We start from the raw sequence: 20,127 nt of genomic DNA on the forward strand, positions 1-20,127 counted from the left end.
CATTGGACTCCTTCTGCTCACATTTGGCGATTTCAGGTGCACTTGTGCACCTCATTTGCTCCTTCTGCTCACATTTGGCGATTTCAGGGGCACTTGTGCTGTTAGTGTTAACCGTGGACACCCGTTAAGAGAATAGAGATAATTAGTTTAACGAGGAGGTGTCCCCATGAGTGGAACACGGAGAAGCTACAATGAAGACTACAAAAGACAGACCGTCAAGTACATCCAGGAACAGACGAAATCGGTGGCGGAACTGGCCCTGGAGCTGGACATCCCCGCCAAAACGTTGCATAAATGGCTGGGACAGTACCGGCAGTTTCAGGATGAGCCCATCGTGACTCCAGATAAGTACAGAGAGCTGGAACGTCAACTGAAGGAGCGGGAAGAGCAGCTTGCAGACCTGACCGAAGAGATGGCCATCCTAAAAAAAGCAGTGCACATCTTCAGCAACCCAAAGAACTGAGATTTCAGTTTATTGAAGATCATCGCTCCGAGTTCCCTGTGGAGAAGATGTGCCGTGTCTTTCAGGTGTCCCGGAGCGGGTATTACAAATGGAGAACAGCGAAGCCCAGCCCTCAATCCACCCGCAAAGCGTTGCTATTAAAGCGGATAGCCTATCATTTCCATGACTCTAAGGGTCGCTATGGCAGTCCCAAAATCAAGGTTCTCCTCGAACGTGAAGGGCACCGGGTCAGTGAACGCACCGTAGGAAAGTATATGAAGGAACTCGGTCTGCGCTCTTGTGTCGCGAAACGATTTCGGGTATGCACCACCGACTCCAACCATCCGTTACCCATTGCCCCCAACCTGTTAAACCAGCAATTTCACACGGAAAAGCCGAACCAGACGTGGGTGGCGGATATCACCTACATTCCCTGCCGGGAAGGACGGATGTACTTGGCGAGCGTGCTGGACCTGTGTACCCGGGAGATTGTCGGCTGGCGGCTTAGCGACCGAATGACCACTGACCTCGTACAAGACGCTCTGGACGCTGCCTATCAGGCGAAACGCCCCGGGAAGGGCTTGATTCATCATTCGGATCGGGGCTCCCAGTACGCCTCTGCCGACTACCGGGAACGCCTCAAGACGTACCAGATGACTGCAAGCATGAGCCGCAAAGGAAACTGTTATGATAACGCCTGTATCGAATCGTTTCACAGCCTTTTAAAAAAAGAGTTGGTGTACTGGCATCGATTTAAAACGAAGCAACAGGCGTATGATGCCATCTTCCAGTACATTGAATTTTTCTACAACCGCAAACGAATCCATGGGGCGCTGGGTTACGTTTCTCCGGTTCAGTTTGCAGCCACATTTAAGCGAAAAACGATGTAGTTGCTGTCTACTTTCTTGACAGGAGTCCATTGTACACCTCATTTGCTCCTTCTGCACACATTTGGCGATTTCAGGTGCACTTGTGCACCTCATTTGCTCCTTCTGCTCACATTTGGCGATTTCAGGGGCACTTGCTCCACAGCCCCCTAATGAAGTTGGAGTCCTCCCCCACAAAAAGGTAGACTAGATACAGGAGGAGGATGAACACTATGGGACACCTAACGGGAACAAGAGAGAAGGCCGCGCAAGAGGTGTTGTCTGGCATTAAGGCGGCGGTGGTTGCCCGGAAGTATGGGGTGACTCCGTCAACGGTGAATCAGTGGGTGAGGGATTACCGGGAAGCCCATGGAGAACAAGATCACCCGTATCCCCAGGATCAGGTGGAGGAACGGAAGCGCCTCCTGGACGTCGAGCAGAAATACGAGAAGGCGGTGAAGATGCTCGGTGAAAAGGAGTTAGAGATTGAGATTCTGCGTGAACTGCTAAAAAAGCCAACCCCTGCTTATCCGAAAAAATCGAGGTAGCCGAGATGTTCATTAAGCAGGGATATTCCGCAGCGTTGGTACTACGTCTCATCGGGCTCGCAGAGTCCACGTACTACGACCGTAAGAAACGCAAGTCACAGGATGCACAGGCCGTACTCCAGGGGCGCGGAAGACCCGTACCCGGCTACTCTCTGACCGAATCGGGAGAGAAGATTAGCGACGAGCAGATCCAGGAAATGCTCCTGGAACTGGTCGCTGGAGAAGAGCACGTGTACGGGTACAAGCTGCTGGCCAAGTGCTTGTGGAACCAGCACCAGCTGAGGCTCAATCACAAGAAAAGCTACCGGCTATGTCAGGCGCTGGAGATCCTGCAGCCCCAGCGTCAGAAGCGCTTTAAGCATCCCCGGAAGTTGCCGGAGAACCGAGTCATTACCGGCCCGGGCCAGCTCTGGCAGATGGACATTAAATACGGATATGTGGCAGGACGGGACCGGCATTTCTTCGTTCTGAGCATTATCGATGTGTTTACCCGGGTCATCGTCGGTTATCACCGCGGATCGTCGTGTGAGGCCAAGCACGCCTGCCAGACGCTGGGACGCGCCATGGAGCAACACTGCGCCCCTGGCAGCGCGCGCCCGGTGATCCGCACCGACAACGGCCCCCAGTTCGTCAGCCATCTGTTTGGCGACATGTGTGAAAGCTGGGAAATGACCCATGAACGCATTCCGCCTCGAACGCCGGATTTAAATGCTTTTATTGAATCGTTCCACAGTAATATCGATCGGGATTTGTTCCGCAAAGAGGCCTTCGACACGTTCGAAGAGGCCTATGAAGCGGTGGACCGGTACATGGACTTTTACAACAATCGCAGAATGCATACGAGTCTTCGCAACATGCCGCCAGCTACCTTTGCGGAGTGGGTCCTGACCCTAGAAGACCGCTCCAGCTTCTTCTGGCCGAGAGAAAAAGCGAAATAAAGAGCAAGACTACGACAAGTACTGATTTTATATGGAGGACTCCGGGATAAGGGGGTCGCACCGCTTGTACACCTCATTTGCTCCTTCTGCACACATTTGGCGATTTCAGGTGCACTTGTGCACCTCATTCACTCCTGCTGCTCACATTTGGCGATTTCAGGTGCACTTGTGCACCTCATTTGCTCCTTCTGCTCACATTTGGCGATTTCAGGTGCACTAGTGCACCTCATTTGCTCCTTCTGCACACATTTGGCGATTTCGGGTGCACTAGTGCACCTCATTCACTCCTTCTGCACACATTTGGCGATTTCAGGGGCACTAGTGCACCTCATTTGCTCCTTCTGCACACATTCGGCGATTTCAGGTGCACTAGTGCACCTCATTTACTCCTTCTGCACACATTTGTTCGATTCCTCCCGCAGCAGCAATTGTGTTCGGTTTATCGCACACATTCGTCCATGTAACTCAGTAGCGACGCATTGTGTTCGGTTTTCCGCATACATTTTTCCCATACACTTCAGTGGCACCGATTGCATTCAGTTTCCGCATACATCCAGCTCACGCACCCTCCTGTCAGCATGCTGTATTCGGTTTTCCATATACATTTCAGACTCCTCATTCGTATGATGCCGCAACATAGAGAAATCATTATTTCCTGTACAATAACAAAATGCCGCCCACTCCAGCTATCGGAGAAGAGCGGCATTTTGTTTGAACAGACACAGTTCACATATCCCTCATTCAACTCTACATTCTCTGCATAGTACATAATTGTACATAACACGACACCTGCCAGCACGCGGATCTCACTGCCCCTCCTGCGGATGGCGGGAGACCAGCCTCACCAGATCCAGGGTCAGGAGCGGAAGAGTCACAGCAGCGGGATAGGCCAGATACCGCGGCTCCCACACCGGGCTGAACTTCTCCTTATACCGGCGCAGACCGGAGAAGCCGTACCAGTGGCCTCCGCGTTCAAAGACCAGCCGGGCCAGCTTCTCCTCCCGCAGCGCTCCAAAGCGGCCCCCGACATTGGACAGCGGGGCAGACCCGAGATTGAAGCTTCTGTATCCGCGGGCGCTCGCCCATTCCATCAGGCACAGGAACAGGTAATCCATAGTGCCGTTCGGGGTATCCTTGCGATGGCGCATCAGATCCACCGAGACCGTCTTCTGCCCGTCATAGCCCGGGGCTATGGAGGCGAAGGCCGCCAGACGGCCGTCTGGTCCGCGCAGCAGCGCCAGCGGTGCGAGCTGAAGGTACGGCTCGCTGAACCAGCCCAGCGAGTAGCCTTTTTCCAGCCGCCCGGCCAGCCATTCCTCTGACAGCAGGTGAAGCTCCTGCAGCAGCTCCTTCGAATGCAGTGCCTCTGTGATCCCGAAATGGTAGCCCTCGCGCTCGAACCGCCCCTTCACACTCCGCAGGCTGGCGTTCCGGGAACCGCTAAGACTGAAGTCCGCCAGCGGGACCAGCGCCTCTTCCCCCAGCTTGAAGAACCGGTAGCCCTGCTCATGATAGAGCGGAAGGTACGCCGGGGTTGCCTGATAGAAGACCACGGAGAGTCCATACAAATCCGCAGCCTGTCTGAACTCGCTGATCCCGTTATTAAGCAGATTCATAGGCCCAAGCGGATCACCCAGCACCACAAGCTTGTCCCGGACTCTGGCAAAGGCAAACAGCACATTGCCTTCTTGGGCCCAGTAGAAGCTTTTGTCGCCAAGAAAAAGCATATGGCTTAAGGCATTGCCCCGGCCCTCCGAGAGGAAGCGCTCCAGCCGCGCCATATCCTTGTCCGCACAGAGCGCGTCTGCCTTACGCTGCGGCCGGAGCGCCACCAGCATCGTCACCAGCAGCCAGGAGAAGATCAGTCCGCCGGCAGCCGTAACGGCCACATTGCTGTGATGCCGCAGCCATTCCGGCTGGATTCCGGGCGGGAGATGCTTCAGGAAGCCGTGATGGGTGTAACTCCCCAGCCCGTAATAGCTGAGGGCTACCGCCGAAGTCAGCAGGAGCCACCATAAGGTGCTTTTAGCGCTCAAGGGCACGCTGATCCGGTAGAACCGGCTTCGTGATATCCAGAGAATCAGGGCCACGAGCAGCAGGAACAGGGCTTCCTCGTAATCGAATCCCTTCGTAAATGCAAAGACCGCCCCGCCAAAAAGAAGCAGGCTTGTCCAGACATACGCTCTGCGGACGCGCAGGGAGATTCCCCGCGACAGCAGAATCAGCATAAAACCGATCAGCACAGACAAATGATGTGAGATCTGCATGACAGGCAGTGACAGCAGCTCCTCCGTCACCTTCAGCCGGTAGAGCAGCCCGGGCGTAGCTGCAGACAGCAGCAGAAGCAGACCGCTGGCCAGGACCAGCTTGCCGAGCGCCCATACGCCGAGATCGCTAAGGAAGGTATACTGGCCGGGCCAGCCCCATATTCGCTGCCATACCGTCAGGGACGCTTCCACTCTGCCGCCGCTGCGTTCCGCGCCCTTCGTCCCCGGCAGCCCGAATTCCAGCGCGGCCAGCACCAGTCCGATCAGCCAGGGGATAATGTAATAGAATAATCTATAGATGACCAGGACTGCCATGGCATGGTCGCTCTTGATGCCGAGCTGGGTGAGCCCAAGCAGCGCAATCAGATCGAACGCACCGATGCCGCCGGGAGCCATACTTAGAATCCCCGCTATGGCGGCCACTACATAGATACTGAAGACCGTGAGAAACGGGGCGTTCCCGAGCAGCTCACCGGCGATGAACCAGAAGGTCAGCCCGGCGAACACCCATTCCAGGAAAGACGCCCCCACAGAAGCACCCACGGTAAGCCAGGCAGTTCTCCCCTCGCCCCGGTTGACCCATTTGGCGAAGAGGGCGGAACGCTGGAGAAGCACGAAGAACGGCAGATACAGCGCCATCCCCCAGACCGCAAAACCCAGCCAGCGATGGGCCTGCAGCAGCCGGTCCGCCGGCAGAAGTCCGGTAATTGTCCCCCACCCGAGCAGCGACAGCCCCGTAATCATCAGCGGCGACAGAAACACAATGGCCGGTGCCAGCAGGGACGCAGGCACATTGCTCCGCTTATAGAGCAGCGTTCTAAGGCCCGCGCCGGCCAGACCGGCGAACCCGATCATATTGTTGAACGTATTGGCAATCCAGGCATAGCGGAAGGTCCGCAACCAGCCGAGCTGAAGGCGGAAATGCCGCCGGATCAAGTAATCATAAGTGCTCATAACCGCCACCGACAGCAGCGAGATTCCCAGCATCTGCACAATGGCCGGTGCGGGAACGGATTTGAGATCATGGATGATTTTGCCTAAGTGAATCTGCTTCAGCTCATGCTGCCCCTCCAGATAGACCAGCCCGATAATCAGCAGCGGAAAAAGCGCCCGCACCGCCTTAATCCGGTAGATGGATATAAGCAGCCGTACGAATTTGAAGCGTTCCAATCTTGTTTTGATTACATTATGCATGACTTCACCTATCCTTACCTGCCGAACACTCTGATTGCCTGAACCTATTCAGCCTCTTCATACGAACCCATTATAGCAAGATCCACAGCAGAAGACCCGTATAATGGTCACACGCTTACAAGGGTTAGACGGCGGGAGCGGGGGAAGCCCTGCACCAGAATTGATATTTAGCCGGCAATCCCGCCAGGCACACAGATCTGTATTTTCCGTCAAGTGGAAACGGCTTTGCCGTCCTTTTGAAGGACGGTACCGTTTCAGCGAGAAATATAAGGATAAGTTATTGCGTGAAACATATAAATTCTTATATTTCAAAAAAGCACCCGGACTGTAATCAGTCCGCGTGCTTATGAATGCTGCGCAGGATTTCCGCCCCTGAACAGAGAGGCTTGTCACGCGAAAATGGCGGCTTTCGGCACAGCATGCTGTTTCTTCAGGAAGGCTATACGCGGATGTTGAATCTTCCTTCGCTATCCGTAAGTTAGCTGAATATTATCGTCTCTTTAACCTTTCCCGGCTCTCCGGTTCACCAGCATGACACTCAGCAGGATGATGACCAGCCCGGCGACCGTGTTGGCATAGACCTGCTCCTGCAGGAAGATCACGCCCCACAACAGGCCAAATACAGGTACGAGGAAGGTAACGCTGACCGTCTTGACCGGGCCGACACTGGCAATCAGCCGGAAATACAGCAGATACGCCACCGAGGTGCAGATCAGCGACAAGCCGAGGACAGAATATACAGCGGCGGATGAAGGCAGGTGATCCGGGGCAAATAGCACCGCCAGCGGCAGCAGTACCACGCTTGCTCCAAGCTGTTGTCCCGCAGCAAGCGCCAACGGGGTGAGGCCGGAGCCTACACGTGATGCGTATAATCCTCCGAACGCATAGCAGAGCGCTGCTCCCAGCGAATAGCCTACGGAAGCAAGAATCGTGCCGGTCAGCGGGAGCGGGCTCCAGCCGACCAGCACTCCCACACCCACCAGGCCTATGATCAGCCCTGCCGATTTGGCCGCACCCGGCTTCTCTTTCCGGGTTCCCCACGCCGCGAGTGCCGCGAACATCGGGGTGGTAGCATTCAGAATCGCCGCCAGCGAGGCGCTCAGGTGCAGCTCAGCCATACAGATCAGAGTGAACGGGAGCGCCGCATTAACCGCACCGAGCAGCAGGAAGGATCTCCAGTGCTTCAGGAGGCCCAGCCTGCGCCGGGTCAGCAGCGCATAGAGCAGCAGAGCAGCCCCGGCAATAGTAACCCGCAGCTCTGTTGTGAAGACCGGACCGAGCTCCGGCGAGGCAATCCGCATGAACAGGAAGGAAGCCCCCCAGGCAAAAGCAAGCAGCAGCAGGGTAGCAAAATCCTTGCGGCTCACGGCTGAACCGCCCGTCTGCACAGCAGCAGGTAGGACAGAATGGACAGGAGGCCCGCTCCCGCGATAACCAGCGCCATCGGCAGAGCCGAGCCGCTCCCGCCAAGTCCGACCAGCGGTGCTGCGCAGCTCCCTAGCAGCAGGGGAAGCAGACCCAGAAGCGCGGAGGCGCTGCCTGCCGTCTCCCCCTGATCCTGCATCGCCAGCGAGAAGCTGGTTGTACTCACAAGACCCACACTTGAGACGACAGCGAACAGACAGATTAGAATCGGCAGCAGACTGCCGCCGGCGAGAAGGGTAATCAGCAGCAGAATACCGCCGGAAGTACTGAGCAGCAGGCCGCAGATCAGCAGCTTGCGCTCCCCCACTCTAGCCGACATCCGCCCGGCAATCTGTCCGGTCAGAATAATGCCGAAGCCGTTCACGGCGAAGATCAGGCTGTACATTTGCGGAGATACCCCGTAAATCATCTGCAGGACAAAGGATGATCCCGAGATATAAGCGAACATGCCTGCTGTAACAAAGCCCTGGGAGAGCGCGTAGCCCATGAATCCGGCATTGCCCAGCAGGACGCAGAAGGTACGCAGGGTCCCTCTGAGCCCGCTGCGGATGCGCCGCTCCTTGGGCAGAGTCTCCGGCAGCCGCAGCAGAATGACCGCCGCGAAGAGCAGTCCGCATACGAACAAGACTACAAACACGCCCTTCCAGTCGGTCACTCTCAGCAACTGCCCCCCGATGACGGGAGCTGCGATCGGGCCCAGCCCGTTAACAATCATCAGCAGCGAGAAGAACCTGGTTAATTCCGGGCCGCTGTACATATCGCGGACTGCCGCGCGGGAGATCACCACACCTACTGATCCGGCCAGACCCTGGAGGAAGCGCAGCACGATCAGCAGTCCGACCGACGGGCTGAATGCGCAGAGCAGCGAGGACACCGCATAGATGATCATTCCGAACAAAAGCGGAATCCGGCGGCCGTGAACATCACTGAGCGGTCCGGCCACAAGCTGGCCCGAAGCCAGCCCCAGCAGGAAGAAGGTTAGGGTAAGCTGAACCATGGCGGGACTGGTATCGAAATAGAGGCCAAGAGCAGGCAGGGCAGGCAGATACATATCAATCGACAGAGGACCAATGGTAGCGATGGCTCCCAGAATCACGGCAAGCTGCAGCCGTTGTGCCCGCGACGGTCCGCTCGCAGCAAGGCTTGTCATCGAATTTTGCTTCATCATGAACAGGATACATCCTTTCTTGACCGTAACCTTTAGTAAGACGGCAGAGCCATTTATGTTCAGGTCCGTTTATATATTTGTCCATACTACCCGATTACCGCAGGATTGTTCAATGAATTTCTGGTTCAGCGGGAAAGAGTGTCTCGGCAGGGAGGGCATGCATGGAAATCCTGCAGAAAATGCAATAATATTGCTCAATAGGAGCCGGCCACTTGCTAATCCTGCATGAACTGCAACAATCGCAGCCCAACAAGCACCGAATCGCTATAATTCCTGCTAAAGATGCAACAAAGTGCTAAACCCAGTAACAAATTCAGAAAATTCCTGCATTAAGTGCAACAATGTCCGCCCAACCAACACGATACCCCGTGCTTCCCGACCTCGCCCCCTGTGCTCGTTTCTCGCATATATTTGGCCCGCACCCCTCGCTCGCTCGCTCAATCACCAGAACCACAAAAAACCGCCTGCGGGTCCAGCCAATCCTCGTAAGGATTAGCAGGCCCGCAGGCGGTTGTACAGATGATGGCCGTTTAGTTCGCTGAAGCGGTATGCTCTGCCAGCCAATCCCTGGCCGCTTCCGCTTCCGCGGCGCTCAGCCGGTGCCCCTGATTCCCCCAGTGCGAGGTCACCTCTGCTCCTGCGCCGCTTAACAGAGCTTCCAGCTCCCGGGTCTCCTCGGAGCGGATGATCGGATCATTGGTTCCTGCCCCGATAAAGACCGGAACCCCCTGCAGGGAAGGCAGCTCAAGGCCGCGCAGCGGAACCATCGGGTGCAGCAGCACGGCCGCCCGGAAAATGTCACCGTAATGGAAAAGCAGGCTGCCGGCGATATTCGCGCCGTTGGAGTAGCCGACCGCAACCAGATGGCCCGGGTCGAATCCGTACTTCGCTGCCGCTTCATCCAGGAATTCCTTCACCTCACGGGTGCGGAAGATGAGATCGGCCTCATCGAAGACCCCCTCCGCCAGCCGCCGGAAGAAGCGCGGCATGCCGTTCTCCAGCACGTTGCCGCGAATACCCAGCACCGCTGCTCCGGGAGCCAGCAGCTCGGCCAGCGGCAGCAGATCATGTTCATTGCCGCCTGTGCCGTGGAATAAGACCAGCGTAGGCTGGCTTACGTCCGTACCTTGTTTGAATACATGGATCATACCTGCTTCACCTCGATTTCACGGATTTCAAATGGACTTAAGTTCTCTTCAATAGCTGCACGCTGCGGCTCGAACCATGCCGGAAGCATCAGCTTCTGTCCCAGTGCATCCGCTGCTTCATCACGGGCGAAGCCCGGAGGATCAGTGGCAATCTCGAACAGGATGCCGCCTTCTTCACGGAAGTAGATCGCATTGAAGTACTGGCGGTCCTGCACCGGAGTCGGCTGGTAGCCGTGGCTCTGCACCCGGCGGCCCCATTCCAGCTGCTCATTGTCGTCAGCAGCGCGCCAGGCGATATGGTGAACGGTGCCTGTGCCGCCAGCCCCGTGCGGAACCGGCGCAGCCTTCAGATCGATGATGTTCCCGATATCCCCGGCAGCTCTGTACCGGATGTAGCCATCCCCTTCAGCGATACGCTCCATCCCAAGCGTGCGGGAGAGCGTATCTGCCGTCCGGTCCGGGGCCGTGCTGTAGAGGACAGCACCTCCGAAGCCTTTGACCGCGTGCTCTACAGGAACGCCGCCGAACGACCAGGTGCTAAGCGCACCCTCTTCCCGCTCCACCAGCTCAATCCGCAGTCCGTCATAATCCGCGAAGGAGAGATACGGCTCGCCGATCCGGGTAACCTTCGTCACAGGAATCTGGTAAGCGGCCAGCCGCTGCTCCCAGAATCCGAAGGAGCCGGCCGGGACAGCATAGGTGGTTACGCCCACCTGACCGCCGCCGATTCTGCCTTTGCGGCCATGGGCCCAAGGGAAGAAGGTGATTATTGTACCCGGCGCACCCTGCTCATTGCCGAAGTAGAGGTGGTAGACCTCGGGGGCATCGAAATTTATCGTCTTTTTAACCAGCCGCAGTCCAAGAATTCCGGCATAGAAATCGGCGTTGCGCTGAGCGTCTCCCACAAAAGCGGTAACATGGTGAATCCCTGCAGTTTGCATAGTCATAAGTATGACCTCCTGAATTTAAGTGTATGATACGATCCTTCGTGACAAAACATGCTATCGATAGGCCAGCCTTGGGCAAGCCGTCCGCTGTATGCGGAGCAGGCTGCCTGGGTTACCTTTGTTTTAGTTGAAAAAAAGTGCATCCAGTGAAATCGAACCCGCACCCGTCAACGCTACACCCACAGCTACCACCAGCACAGTCAATGGAAACTCAATCCCGTTAGCGGTGGACCAGAATCCGTTGGGCGCATGTACCTTCACAATGGCACCGAGCATCGTTGCGGCAATCAGCACCGCAGCCACCGGAGTCAGCAGACCGAGGGTGAACAGCAGCCCGCCGAACAGCTCCATCAGACCTGCCAGCACCGCCATCCGCACACCGGGCTTAATCCCGATCGACTCCATCCAGCCGCCTGTTCCTTTGGGGCCATATCCGCCGAACCAGCCGAACAGCTTCTGTGCGCCATGCCCGATGAACGCGACACCAATCACCAATCTCATCAACAATAAACCTACACTAACCATTTTAAACACTCTCCATTCTCTTCATTTTAATTATCTTAACGTTAAGATATTGACTAAAAAATTTTGGCTGAGCTATTTTCTCTTACTGAAATTCATGCTAACTTATGCAACGACCGGCTATAGCGCTGAGCGCGATACCACTGACCGTTAACAAGCAGACAACCTTACCACCGCTGGGCTGCTTACGGACTCACTTCTATACGCCCTTGCCCAGCTTCTTCAGCAGCAGTGTAGCTTGCGCCTTCTCCACACTGTCCAGTCCGCCCATCAGGCTGTGAATCGAATCGATATGCAGTGGAAAAATATCATCGAACAGCTCCCGCCCCGCCTGCGTAATCTCGGCATACGTCACACGGCGGTCTTCCTCGCAAGGAACGCGCTTCAGCAGTCCCCGCTTCTCCAGCTTGTCGATGTTGTACGTAATGCTGCCGCTGGTGACCAGAATCTTCTCACCAATCTGCTGAAGCGGAATCCGGTTCCTATGATACAGCACCTCCAGCACCATAAACTCCGCCGATGCCAGCCCGTGACTCTTCATATCCTTCACCGCCTGATCCATCAGGCTCTTGTACGCCTTCGACAGCACAACGAATAATTTCAGCGATGCCGCCTGCTCCTGCTCCAGCGTAGTATCCGCTTCTGTTCCTGCTGTCTTATTCTTGCTGCTCATACCTTGCACCTCCCGTCCGGCTGCTCTTATCTTTAAATTAATTATCTTTAAGTTAAGATAAATATACTTTATTCGTGTCGGACTGTCAAGGGTGTGAGAAAATAAATTTCGTTCCGCTCCCCCCGGATCCTGAAACTCCTGCAACGCCTGAAACAATACATTAAACCTCGCACTCCGGCTCCGGCAACCATACTTGATCTGGAACGTCTATTTCCCGCTCTGCCTATTTGACCTGTTCTTCAAAACGGCGTAGACTTTCAAAAGGTGAGTATACACCAAAGCAACCCGCCTTAAACAAGCAACTTATTGGTTATTCCTAATACTTCAACTGAATCCTATCCTAATTATATTAGAGCCACAAAAGGAGGCTGATTATGGAATCGAAAAATCATCATCACTCCGGGACCGCCGCGCGCAGAGCTGCGGCGGAGGACACCCCCGCGCCGCGCGTGCTGATCGTGACGGCAGTCGCGGCTGAGCGCGAGGCGGTCCTGCGCGGCCTGAACGGCAGCCGCAGGTTCGAGGTCATCGCGGCGGGCGCCGGCCCCGCAGCGGCAGCGGCGGGCACCGCCGCCGCCCTGGCAGCCGGCTCGTACGGCTGCGTCGTCAGCGCCGGAATCGGCGGCGGCTTCCCGGGCCGGGCACCCGTAGGCTCGCTGGTCGTTGCCAGCGAGATGCTGGACGCGGCCCTCGGCGCAGAGACGCCGGAGGGCTTCCGCAGCGCTGCCGAGCTGGGCTTCGGCAGCGTGTCCGTGCCTGCACCGGGCGCAGCGGTGCAGGCCCTTGCGGCCGCGCTGGCAGCGGCCGGCCTTACGGTAAGCACGGCACCCGTGCTTACCGTATCGACCGCGACCGGCACCGCCGGGACGGCCGCGGCTCTTGCCGCGCGCCACCCGGAGGCGGCGGCGGAGGCGATGGAAGGCCACGGGGTCGCCGTGGCCGCCCAGGCGCTGGGGATCGCGGCGCTGGAGCTGCGCGCGATCTCGAACCCGGTCGGCCCGCGCGACCGGGCCGCGTGGAAGATCAATGAAGCCCTGGACGCCCTCACAGCGGCTGCGGCTATTTTACGGGAGGTGCTGTAATGACAACCGAGCTTCAGATTGCTTTTTCCCCTTGCCCTAATGATACCTTTGTCTTTCATGCCTGGGCGCACGGCCTTGTGCCTGGCGCTCCCCGGCTGGATGTGACGTTTGCCGATATCGATATTACGAACGGGCTTGCCGCAGACGGCGCCGGGCCTGAAGTACTCAAAATCTCCTACGCCGCCCTTCCCTGGGTTCTGGACAAGTACAAGCTGCTCCCTTGCGGCGGTGCGCTGGGACGGGGCTGCGGCCCGCTTGTCCTGACGCGCAAAGGCGCAGGCGCCATCAAGCATCCGCGCGAGCTGTCCGGCCGCAGAATTGCTGTACCGAGCGAACGCTCTACGGCATACCTGCTGTTCCGGCTGTGGGTAGCGCAGCAGGTGCAGGACGGTCCGGCCGAGATCATCGTTATGCCGTTTGATGAGATCATGCCTGCCGTGCAAAAGGGAGAGATCGATGCCGGACTCGTCATCCATGAAGCCCGCTTCACTTACCCGTCCTACAATCTCAATCTGCTGACTGACCTCGGCAGCTGGTGGGAGAGCGATACCGGCTTGCCCATTCCGCTCGGTGCGATTATTGCCCGCCGCGATCTGGACCATGAAGCCATAACCGGCTGGATTCGCAGTTCACTCCAGTATGCTTGGGACCATCCTCTGGACTGCCAGGAATACGTGTTAAGCCACGCCCAGGAGCTGTCGCCGGAAGTAGCCAAATCGCATATTGATCTCTACGTCAACGAATTCACAATGAATCTGGGTGAGGACGGCTACGCGGCCATCTCTGCACTGTTGACCCGGGCCGCTGCCGAAGGGCTTGTACCTGCGGTTGATCCTTCGCTTTTGCGTTAGCAGGGGGAGCTTCATGACCTCCGTTCCTTTTGAACAGCAGGCATGATTAACTTATCCAACACTTAGCTATCTATAGCGGGGAGGCCGTTCTTATGATTCCTTCAGGCAACAGCAAGGCTAATATCGACCGTTTTCTGGGCTACCAAAATGACTACGACCGTTACCGCCCTGAAGCGCCGCGGATGGTAATTGAACTGCTCACCAGTTACCTGGGCCGCCGTCCTGCCTATGTTGCAGATATAGGCTGCGGCACCGGCCTGTCCACCTTTCTGTGGAAGGATGCCGCCGATGCGGTAACCGGAGTAGAGCCCAACCCGGATATGCTCAGCAAGGCTCAGGACAAGCTGCGCCTCCTGGATCAGGGAGCGGAGAACCTGTCTTTTATGCAGGGCTACTCGAACCAGCTTCCTTTTGATACAGAGAGTGTCGACATCATCACCTGCTCGCAGTCCTTCCACTGGATGGACCCGGTCAGCACTCTTCAGGACATCGCCCGTTGTCTGCGGCCCGGCGGAGTCTTCGCCGCCTACGATTGTGACTGGCCCCTGGTGCTCCAGCCTGCTATTGAAGCCCGCTACAACCGGATGATCGCAGCTTCGGATGCCTTGCTTACAGAGCTTCAGCCGGACACCGATCAGGCCAGGAAATGGGATAAAGAAGGACATCTCGGCCGGATCAAAGCCAGCGGATGCTTCACCTACGCACGCGAGATTGTTTTTCATAACACGGAGTCATGCGATGCTCAGCGCTATATTGGGCTGGCTCTCAGCCAGGGCGGCGTCCAGTCCCTCCTGAAGCTCAGCCCGGCCTCACTTGAGCAGGATATTGCCGAATTCTCGGCAGAGGTAGAGGAGTTCTTCCAGGGCCGGACCTTGCTGGTACCGATTAGCTACCGGATGCGGACCGGCGTGAAATAAGTGCTTTTCTTGATGCATCCTAGCTTTACGCCAGCATCTAACCTATACTTAAACATAGCGAGACGAAGAACGTCCCGGTTGCCCTTTGTGGGGAAGCCGGGGCGTTTTCTATTTTCTGGAAATAGGCGAAACAGTGCTATTACATATTCGCAGTGGAGAGACTTACCCTGTTTCTTTCTTAGCGTTGCAACCCTATGATATACAGCATCAGATGCATGATTGGGAGAAAGGCTTCGATTGGTCCATATATTTCAGCCAGCGCGGAATCGAAATCTATAAGATGGTGGTACGCGGAAATACAGCTATTCAAGGGGCTATATCTCTTGAGGGAAAGGAAGATCATGTTTGGGTACATCTTATTGAGAGCATTCCTTCACAGCGCAAGGAGTTTAGCAGAGTTGGATTGCATTTACTCGCCTTTGCTTGCAAGCGAAGCAGTGAACTTGGATTGGGTGGTGCTGTAGCCTTGCAATCGAAAATCAAGCCAAGGCTGATACATTATTACACGAGTATCGTTGGGGCTTCACATTTTGGCGGCGGCCTAATCATCATCGATGAGATTGTCGCCAAACGTCTCATTATGTTATACTTTCCATAAAGAGGTGATGATCGTGAAGAAATATCCTGCTGTTGATCTTGATGATGTTGTCCGCCAGTATGCTGACGGTCATTACGTGCAACAATCGATGCCTGGTCCCAATCCGGAGCGTGATAAAAGGGTCAGTGACGCTATTGCTAAGTTAAAAAAAGAACGTTCGTCTGCTCGGGTTTGCCAATAAAAAGGCGGACCTTTTTTATTGCGTAAGACTGGTTTGGTTCTCCCAAAGCACAAAATCACCCTAAGGGTGAAAGATGCCGAGCCCTGTGCCCCATACATAGCCCCTCTCGGTTGCACATTGAATTGTATTCGGTTTTTTACATACATTTCAGTTCATTCTGCGGATGATTCACAACCCAAAAAGCCCCCCGCCTGCGCAATACGCGCATGCAGGGGGCTTCGGTAATCTTCCGGCGTTCCGCCAGCTACTTCTTATTCATCTTGAACATCAGGAACAGCTCATTATAGTGGGCAAGCATCCGCTTGCCGAGGTTGTCGTAGACCTCCAGCCGGTCGGTGAGCTCGGCGGGCGGGTAGAAACGTTCGTCGCCGGAGATGTCCTCCGGCAGCAGCTTCAGCGCAGGCACGTTCGGCGTGGAATAGCCGACGTATTCCGCATTCTGTGCAGCGACTTCCGGCCGCAGCATGAAGTTGATGAACTGATGCGCGCTTTCGACATTGCCTGCGGTGCGCGGAATGACCATGTTGTCGAACCATTTGTTCGAGCCTTCCTCCGGCACGACGAAGTCCAGCTTGTCGTTGTCATCCATAATCTCCGAAGCATCGCCGGACCAAACAATACCGACCGCCGCCTCTTCGTTGGCGAGCAGCATTTTGACCTCATCGCCCACAATGGCCTTCACATTCGGAGACAGCTTGTTCAGCTTGGCGAGCGCCTCCTGCAAATGCTCCTCCTTCGTATCGTTGACAGAGTAGTGCAGGCTGTTCAGTGCCATACCCATGACCTCACGGGCTCCGTCCACGAGGAAGATATTATTCTTCAGCCGCTTGTCCCACAGGGAATCCCAGCTGCTGAAATCAATCCCCTTCGTCATGTCGGGGTTGAAGATAATGCCCACCGTCCCCCAGAAATAAGGAACCGAATACTTGTTACCGGGATCGAAGGACAAATTCATGAACTTGGAATCGATGTTAGCGAGATTCGGCAGCTTGCTGTGATCCAGCGGCAGCAGCAGATTCTCTTCCCGCATCTTGGCGATCGCATAGTCAGACGGGATTACGACATCGAAGATCGTGCCGCCCTGCTCGACCTTGGTCAGCATCGCTTCATTGGAATCGAATGTCTGGTAGATGACTGTAATTCCGGTCTCCTCCTGGAACTGCTTCAGCAGATCGGGGTCCACATAGTCGCCCCAGTTATATATGGTCAACGTGTTGCCGCCCGAATAGCCTTGGGCCGAGTTCAGCCGGGAGGCCAGGAACATTAATCCGAAGGCAACGATCAGAATCGCCAGGAACGTATTGACTAGCTGCTTCATCTAGGCACCCCCGCTTCGGCCACCGGCTCGGCAATCTGTACCGGCGGGCGGCTCTTACGCTGGTTCAGGTAGTAATAACCGATGACCAGCAGTATCGTGAAGAGGAAAATCAGGGTCGACAGCGCGTTAATCGACAACGAGACCCCTTGCCGGGCGCGGGAATAGATCTCCACCGACAGAGTGGAATAGCCGTTGCCCGTGACGAAGAAGGTAACTGCGAAATCATCCAGGGAATAGGTCAGAGCCATGAAGAATCCGCTGAAGATTCCCGGCTTGATGATCGGCAGGATGACCTTCGTCAGCACATCCCGGCGCGTAGCTCCGAGATCGCGGGCGGCATCCGTTAAGGTCGGGCTCATCTCCTGCAAATGCGGCAGGATCATAATGACCGCAATCGGAATACTGAACGCCACATGCGAGAGCAGCACGGAGGTGAAGCCCAGCTTGATCCCGACAATCGTGAACAGGATCAGGAAGGAGGCTCCGATAATGACATCCGGGCTGACAATCAGCACATTGTTCAGCGAGAGCAGCGTGTTTTTGGCACGGCGGCTGCGGACATGATGAATCGCCAGCGCGCCGATCACCGCTATTATCGTGGCAATAGCCGATGACAAGAGGGCAATGACCAGTGTGTTAATCACAATAATCATCAGCCGGGTATCGGCCACCACCTCACGGTAATAATCCAGCGTGAAGCCCTCGAACTTATGCATCGTGCCGCCGCTGTTGAACGAGTAGTACATCAGATAGAAGATCGGCGCGTACAGCACCAGGAAGACCAGCACCAGATAGATATTGGCGATCCCGTTTTGATTCTTGCCTCTGCGTGTGTTCTTCATCCGCGCACCCCCTTCCGCGAGCCGCCGGTCAGAATCATGAACAGCGCCATTATGGCGATCAGGAATACCGCAACGGTAGAGCCCATGCCCCAGTCCTGTGTGACCAGGAAGTGCTGCTCAATCGCTGTGCCGAGCGTAATTACCCGGTTCCCGGCAATCAGACGCGTAATCATAAACAGCGACAGCGCCGGAATGAACACCGCCATGCAGCCGGAGCGTACTCCCGAGATCGTCAGCGGAAAGACCACCCGGCGGAACGTTGTCCACCCCGATGCACCCAGATCGCGCGCGGCATCCACCAGCGACAGATTCATCTCATCCAGGGCGCTGAAGATCGGCAGAATCATGAATGGAATGAAAATATAGACGGATACAAATACGAAGCTGAAGCCCGTGAACAGAATCTGCTGCTCGCCCAGACCCACCAGATCAAAGAAATTATTGACCGGGCCAAAGGTGCCGAAGATCCCGATGAACGCATATGTTTTGAGCAGCAGGTTGATCCAGGTCGGCAGAATAATCAGCAGCAGCCACAGCTGCTTGTGCTTCGTGCGTGTCAGCAGATAAGCGGCCGGATACGCCACCAGGAGCGAGAACAGCGTGATCAGAAAAGCATACCAGAACGAATTCAGCATCATTCTCATATAGACCGGTGTGAAGAAATTGACGTAGTTATTCAGCGTCAGCTTCCCCTCCAGATCGAACAGGGAATAGTAGACCACCAGCAGCACCGGCGCAATAACAAACAGCGCGATCCACAGGTAGTACGGGATGAGATAATACGACTTGCCCTTAGTCTTCATGGCTCTCCACCTCGGCGTAAGCCTCCAGACGCTTGTCGAATTCTTCCTCCGTTTCACCGAAACGCATCACATGGATGGCTTCCGGGTCAAAATACAATCCGATCTCAGAGCCAACCTCCGCCTTACGGGTAGAATGGACGAGCCATTCATGGCCGGAGCCGTCATAGCAGCTGATCTCGTAGTGAACCCCGCGGAACAGCTGGGAGTCCACACGCACCTTCAGCTTGCCCGCTTCCAGGGTCGTAATCTCCAGATCCTCAGGGCGGATCACAACCTCCACCGCTTCATTCGGCTTCAGACCGGCATCGACACATTCGAACCGCTGGCCGCCCCACTCCACCACATAGTCCTCAATCATCACACCCGGCACGATGTTCGACTCACCGATGAAGTCGGCCACGAACCGGTTAATCGGCTCATCATAGATATCATTGGGCGTTCCGCTCTGCTCAATCTTGCCGCCGTTCATGACGAAGATCCAGTCGGACATCGCCAGCGCCTCTTCCTGGTCATGGGTGACGAAGATGAAGGTAATGCCCAGCCGCTGCTGCATCTCCCGCAGAATATACTGCATCTCCGTACGCAGCTTCAGATCAAGCGCAGACAGAGGCTCGTCCAGCAGCAGCACCTGCGGCTCGTTGACAATGGCGCGCGCAATAGCGACACGCTGTCTCTGCCCGCCGGACATTTCATTAATGGCCCGCTGATCATAGCCGACCAGGTTGACGAAGCGCAGCGCTTCCTGCACCTTTTGCTGAATGACATCCTTCTTCAGCTTCTTGATGCGCAGTCCAAACGCCACATTCTCGAATACGTTCAGGTGCGGAAACAGCGCATAGTCCTGAAACACCGTATTGACCTGCCGCTCGTTGGCGGGAATGTGGTTGATAATTTTGCCGTTCAGATAGATAGAACCTTCAGTCGGCTCCGCGAAGCCGGCGATCAGTCGCAGAATGGTCGTTTTTCCGCAGCCCGAAGGGCCCAGCAGCGTGTAGAATTTACCGCGTTCAATTTCGAAGCTCACGCCTTTGAGTACAGCCTCTTCGTCGTCGTACTGCTTAATCACCTGGTCAAAAGAAATAATAGTGCCTTCCGGGGTAGCTATAGCTAACAACCTCCCTTACCTTATGTAATACAACCTATTTTACCCGCTTCTTGCGGGAGACAATCCTTCAGCGGCATGCTTAGCGCGGATAAGCGACAATTCCTCCCTTAGTTCGACAGGCTTCAATATATATAGCATAAAGGAATGTTGCGATATATGCGATAGCTTACATTGTGAAATGAAGCACAAAAACTTAACAAGTTCGTAAAATCTTGCCCGCGTCCGGCCTGTTTTGAGGTGCTATAATGAAAACGACTGAAAAACCATAAAATTTTTCCTATTTTCACGAAAG

General features: G+C 55.7%; 20 protein-coding genes. 9 read left to right on the plus strand and 11 right to left on the minus strand.

Annotated elements, in window-relative coordinates; genetic code table 11:
- Positions 1–166 precede the first annotated feature (166 nt).
- From MHH28_RS20660 to MHH28_RS20675, 4 genes are all read left to right on the plus strand, one after another.
- Positions 167–463 carry a transposase gene (locus MHH28_RS20660; protein WP_405105070.1) on the plus strand — a complete coding sequence of 99 codons (297 nt, stop codon included), beginning with the start codon at positions 167–169 and terminating at the stop codon, positions 461–463.
- Positions 464–474: 11 nt separating this feature from the next.
- Positions 475–1,332 carry an IS3 family transposase gene (locus tag MHH28_RS20665; RefSeq protein WP_405117197.1) on the plus strand — a complete coding sequence of 286 codons (858 nt, stop codon included), beginning with the start codon at positions 475–477 and terminating at the stop codon, positions 1,330–1,332.
- A 209-nt stretch (positions 1,333–1,541) separates the two neighbouring features.
- Entirely contained in the window at positions 1,542–1,856 is a 315-nt protein-coding gene (locus tag MHH28_RS20670) for a helix-turn-helix domain-containing protein (RefSeq protein WP_052415919.1), read from the plus strand.
- 5 nt (positions 1,857–1,861) lie between these two features.
- On the plus strand, positions 1,862–2,794 hold the full coding sequence (locus MHH28_RS20675; protein WP_405104868.1) for an IS3 family transposase: 933 nt from the start codon (positions 1,862–1,864) through the stop codon (positions 2,792–2,794).
- Between the two features lie 806 nt (positions 2,795–3,600).
- Here MHH28_RS20675 and mprF read toward each other — a convergent pair.
- The 7 genes from mprF to MHH28_RS20710 form a co-directional block, all read right to left on the minus strand.
- A complete protein-coding gene (gene mprF, locus MHH28_RS20680) occupies positions 3,601–6,255 on the minus strand; it encodes a bifunctional lysylphosphatidylglycerol flippase/synthetase MprF (RefSeq protein WP_405105072.1) in 2,655 nt (884 codons plus the stop codon).
- A gap of 500 nt (positions 6,256–6,755) precedes the next feature.
- Positions 6,756–7,622 (minus strand): DMT family transporter, encoded by an 867-nt coding sequence (locus MHH28_RS20685; protein ID WP_405105074.1) that lies wholly within the window; start codon positions 7,620–7,622, stop codon positions 6,756–6,758.
- Positions 7,619–8,845 carry a multidrug effflux MFS transporter gene (locus MHH28_RS20690; protein WP_405117199.1) on the minus strand — a complete coding sequence of 409 codons (1,227 nt, stop codon included), beginning with the start codon at positions 8,843–8,845 and terminating at the stop codon, positions 7,619–7,621. The genes MHH28_RS20685 and MHH28_RS20690 overlap by 4 nt, the downstream gene beginning before the upstream one ends.
- Positions 8,846–9,378: 533 nt before the next feature.
- Positions 9,379–9,996: an alpha/beta hydrolase gene (locus tag MHH28_RS20695; RefSeq protein ID WP_405105076.1), complete on the minus strand. Its 618-nt coding sequence runs from the start codon at positions 9,994–9,996 to the stop codon at positions 9,379–9,381.
- Entirely contained in the window at positions 9,993–10,943 is a 951-nt protein-coding gene (locus tag MHH28_RS20700) for a ring-cleaving dioxygenase (protein ID WP_405105078.1), read from the minus strand. Before MHH28_RS20700 ends, MHH28_RS20695 begins: the two co-directional genes overlap by 4 nt.
- A 123-nt stretch (positions 10,944–11,066) precedes the next feature.
- Positions 11,067–11,468 (minus strand): DoxX family protein, encoded by a 402-nt coding sequence (locus tag MHH28_RS20705; protein ID WP_405105080.1) that lies wholly within the window; start codon positions 11,466–11,468, stop codon positions 11,067–11,069.
- Positions 11,469–11,664: 196 nt separating this feature from the next.
- Positions 11,665–12,138, minus strand: a complete 474-nt coding sequence (locus tag MHH28_RS20710) for a MarR family winged helix-turn-helix transcriptional regulator (RefSeq protein WP_405105082.1) — start codon at positions 12,136–12,138, stop codon at positions 11,665–11,667.
- A 374-nt stretch (positions 12,139–12,512) separates the two neighbouring features.
- On the opposite strand from MHH28_RS20710, the gene MHH28_RS20715 reads away from it, so the two are divergent.
- From MHH28_RS20715 to MHH28_RS20735, 5 genes are all read left to right on the plus strand, one after another.
- Entirely contained in the window at positions 12,513–13,220 is a 708-nt protein-coding gene (locus MHH28_RS20715; RefSeq protein ID WP_405105084.1) for a futalosine hydrolase, read from the plus strand.
- Positions 13,220–14,071, plus strand: coding sequence for a 1,4-dihydroxy-6-naphthoate synthase (locus tag MHH28_RS20720; RefSeq protein ID WP_405105086.1), 852 nt, complete (start codon positions 13,220–13,222; stop codon positions 14,069–14,071). Before MHH28_RS20715 ends, MHH28_RS20720 begins: the two co-directional genes overlap by 1 nt.
- Before the next feature lie 92 nt (positions 14,072–14,163).
- A complete protein-coding gene (locus MHH28_RS20725; protein WP_405105088.1) occupies positions 14,164–14,988 on the plus strand; it encodes a methyltransferase domain-containing protein in 825 nt (274 codons plus the stop codon).
- Positions 14,989–15,073: 85 nt separating this feature from the next.
- On the plus strand, positions 15,074–15,586 hold the full coding sequence (locus MHH28_RS20730) for a hypothetical protein (protein ID WP_405105090.1): 513 nt from the start codon (positions 15,074–15,076) through the stop codon (positions 15,584–15,586).
- Between the two features lie 13 nt (positions 15,587–15,599).
- Positions 15,600–15,767 carry a hypothetical protein gene (locus tag MHH28_RS20735; protein ID WP_405105092.1) on the plus strand — a complete coding sequence of 56 codons (168 nt, stop codon included), beginning with the start codon at positions 15,600–15,602 and terminating at the stop codon, positions 15,765–15,767.
- 244 nt (positions 15,768–16,011) lie between these two features.
- Here MHH28_RS20735 and MHH28_RS20740 read toward each other — a convergent pair whose 3' ends face one another.
- From MHH28_RS20740 to MHH28_RS20755, 4 genes are read right to left on the minus strand one after another with little or no spacing between them, the layout of a single operon-like run.
- Positions 16,012–17,085, minus strand: a complete 1,074-nt coding sequence (locus MHH28_RS20740; protein ID WP_405105094.1) for a PotD/PotF family extracellular solute-binding protein — start codon at positions 17,083–17,085, stop codon at positions 16,012–16,014.
- The gene (locus tag MHH28_RS20745; RefSeq protein ID WP_405105096.1) at positions 17,082–17,927 is read right to left on the minus strand and encodes an ABC transporter permease; all 846 of its coding nucleotides are present in this window, start codon (positions 17,925–17,927) and stop codon (positions 17,082–17,084) included. The genes MHH28_RS20740 and MHH28_RS20745 overlap by 4 nt, the downstream gene beginning before the upstream one ends.
- Complete coding sequence (locus tag MHH28_RS20750) at positions 17,924–18,730, minus strand: ABC transporter permease (RefSeq protein WP_405105098.1); 807 nt, start codon at positions 18,728–18,730, stop codon at positions 17,924–17,926. Before MHH28_RS20750 ends, MHH28_RS20745 begins: the two co-directional genes overlap by 4 nt.
- The gene (locus MHH28_RS20755) at positions 18,720–19,844 is read right to left on the minus strand and encodes an ABC transporter ATP-binding protein (RefSeq protein WP_405105100.1); all 1,125 of its coding nucleotides are present in this window, start codon (positions 19,842–19,844) and stop codon (positions 18,720–18,722) included. The genes MHH28_RS20750 and MHH28_RS20755 overlap by 11 nt, the downstream gene beginning before the upstream one ends.
- Positions 19,845–20,127 lie beyond the last annotated feature (283 nt).

Source organism: Paenibacillus sp. FSL K6-1217 (assembly GCF_045040735.1).
In the GTDB taxonomy this organism is placed as follows: Bacteria; Bacillota; Bacilli; order Paenibacillales; family Paenibacillaceae; genus Paenibacillus_AQ.

Bases quoted from the DNA above. Each gene is read 5' to 3' on its own strand.
- MHH28_RS20705 (WP_405105080.1), bottom strand. From the start codon at position 11,468: ATGGTTAGTGTAGGTTTATTGTTGATGAGATTGGTGATTGGTGTCGCG.
- MHH28_RS20695 (WP_405105076.1), bottom strand. From the start codon at position 9,996: ATGATCCATGTATTCAAACAAGGTACGGACGTAAGCCAGCCTACGCTG.
- MHH28_RS20670 (WP_052415919.1), top strand. From the start codon at position 1,542: ATGGGACACCTAACGGGAACAAGAGAGAAGGCCGCGCAAGAGGTGTTG.
- MHH28_RS20700 (WP_405105078.1), bottom strand. From the start codon at position 10,943: ATGACTATGCAAACTGCAGGGATTCACCATGTTACCGCTTTTGTGGGA.
- MHH28_RS20740 (WP_405105094.1), bottom strand. From the start codon at position 17,085: ATGAAGCAGCTAGTCAATACGTTCCTGGCGATTCTGATCGTTGCCTTC.
- MHH28_RS20675 (WP_405104868.1), top strand. From the start codon at position 1,862: ATGTTCATTAAGCAGGGATATTCCGCAGCGTTGGTACTACGTCTCATC.
- MHH28_RS20715 (WP_405105084.1), top strand. From the start codon at position 12,513: ATGGAATCGAAAAATCATCATCACTCCGGGACCGCCGCGCGCAGAGCT.
- mprF (WP_405105072.1), bottom strand. From the start codon at position 6,255: ATGCATAATGTAATCAAAACAAGATTGGAACGCTTCAAATTCGTACGG.
- MHH28_RS20720 (WP_405105086.1), top strand. From the start codon at position 13,220: ATGACAACCGAGCTTCAGATTGCTTTTTCCCCTTGCCCTAATGATACC.
- MHH28_RS20750 (WP_405105098.1), bottom strand. From the start codon at position 18,730: ATGAAGACTAAGGGCAAGTCGTATTATCTCATCCCGTACTACCTGTGG.
- MHH28_RS20710 (WP_405105082.1), bottom strand. From the start codon at position 12,138: ATGAGCAGCAAGAATAAGACAGCAGGAACAGAAGCGGATACTACGCTG.
- MHH28_RS20660 (WP_405105070.1), top strand. From the start codon at position 167: ATGAGTGGAACACGGAGAAGCTACAATGAAGACTACAAAAGACAGACC.
- MHH28_RS20745 (WP_405105096.1), bottom strand. From the start codon at position 17,927: ATGAAGAACACACGCAGAGGCAAGAATCAAAACGGGATCGCCAATATC.
- MHH28_RS20725 (WP_405105088.1), top strand. From the start codon at position 14,164: ATGATTCCTTCAGGCAACAGCAAGGCTAATATCGACCGTTTTCTGGGC.
- MHH28_RS20690 (WP_405117199.1), bottom strand. From the start codon at position 8,845: ATGAAGCAAAATTCGATGACAAGCCTTGCTGCGAGCGGACCGTCGCGG.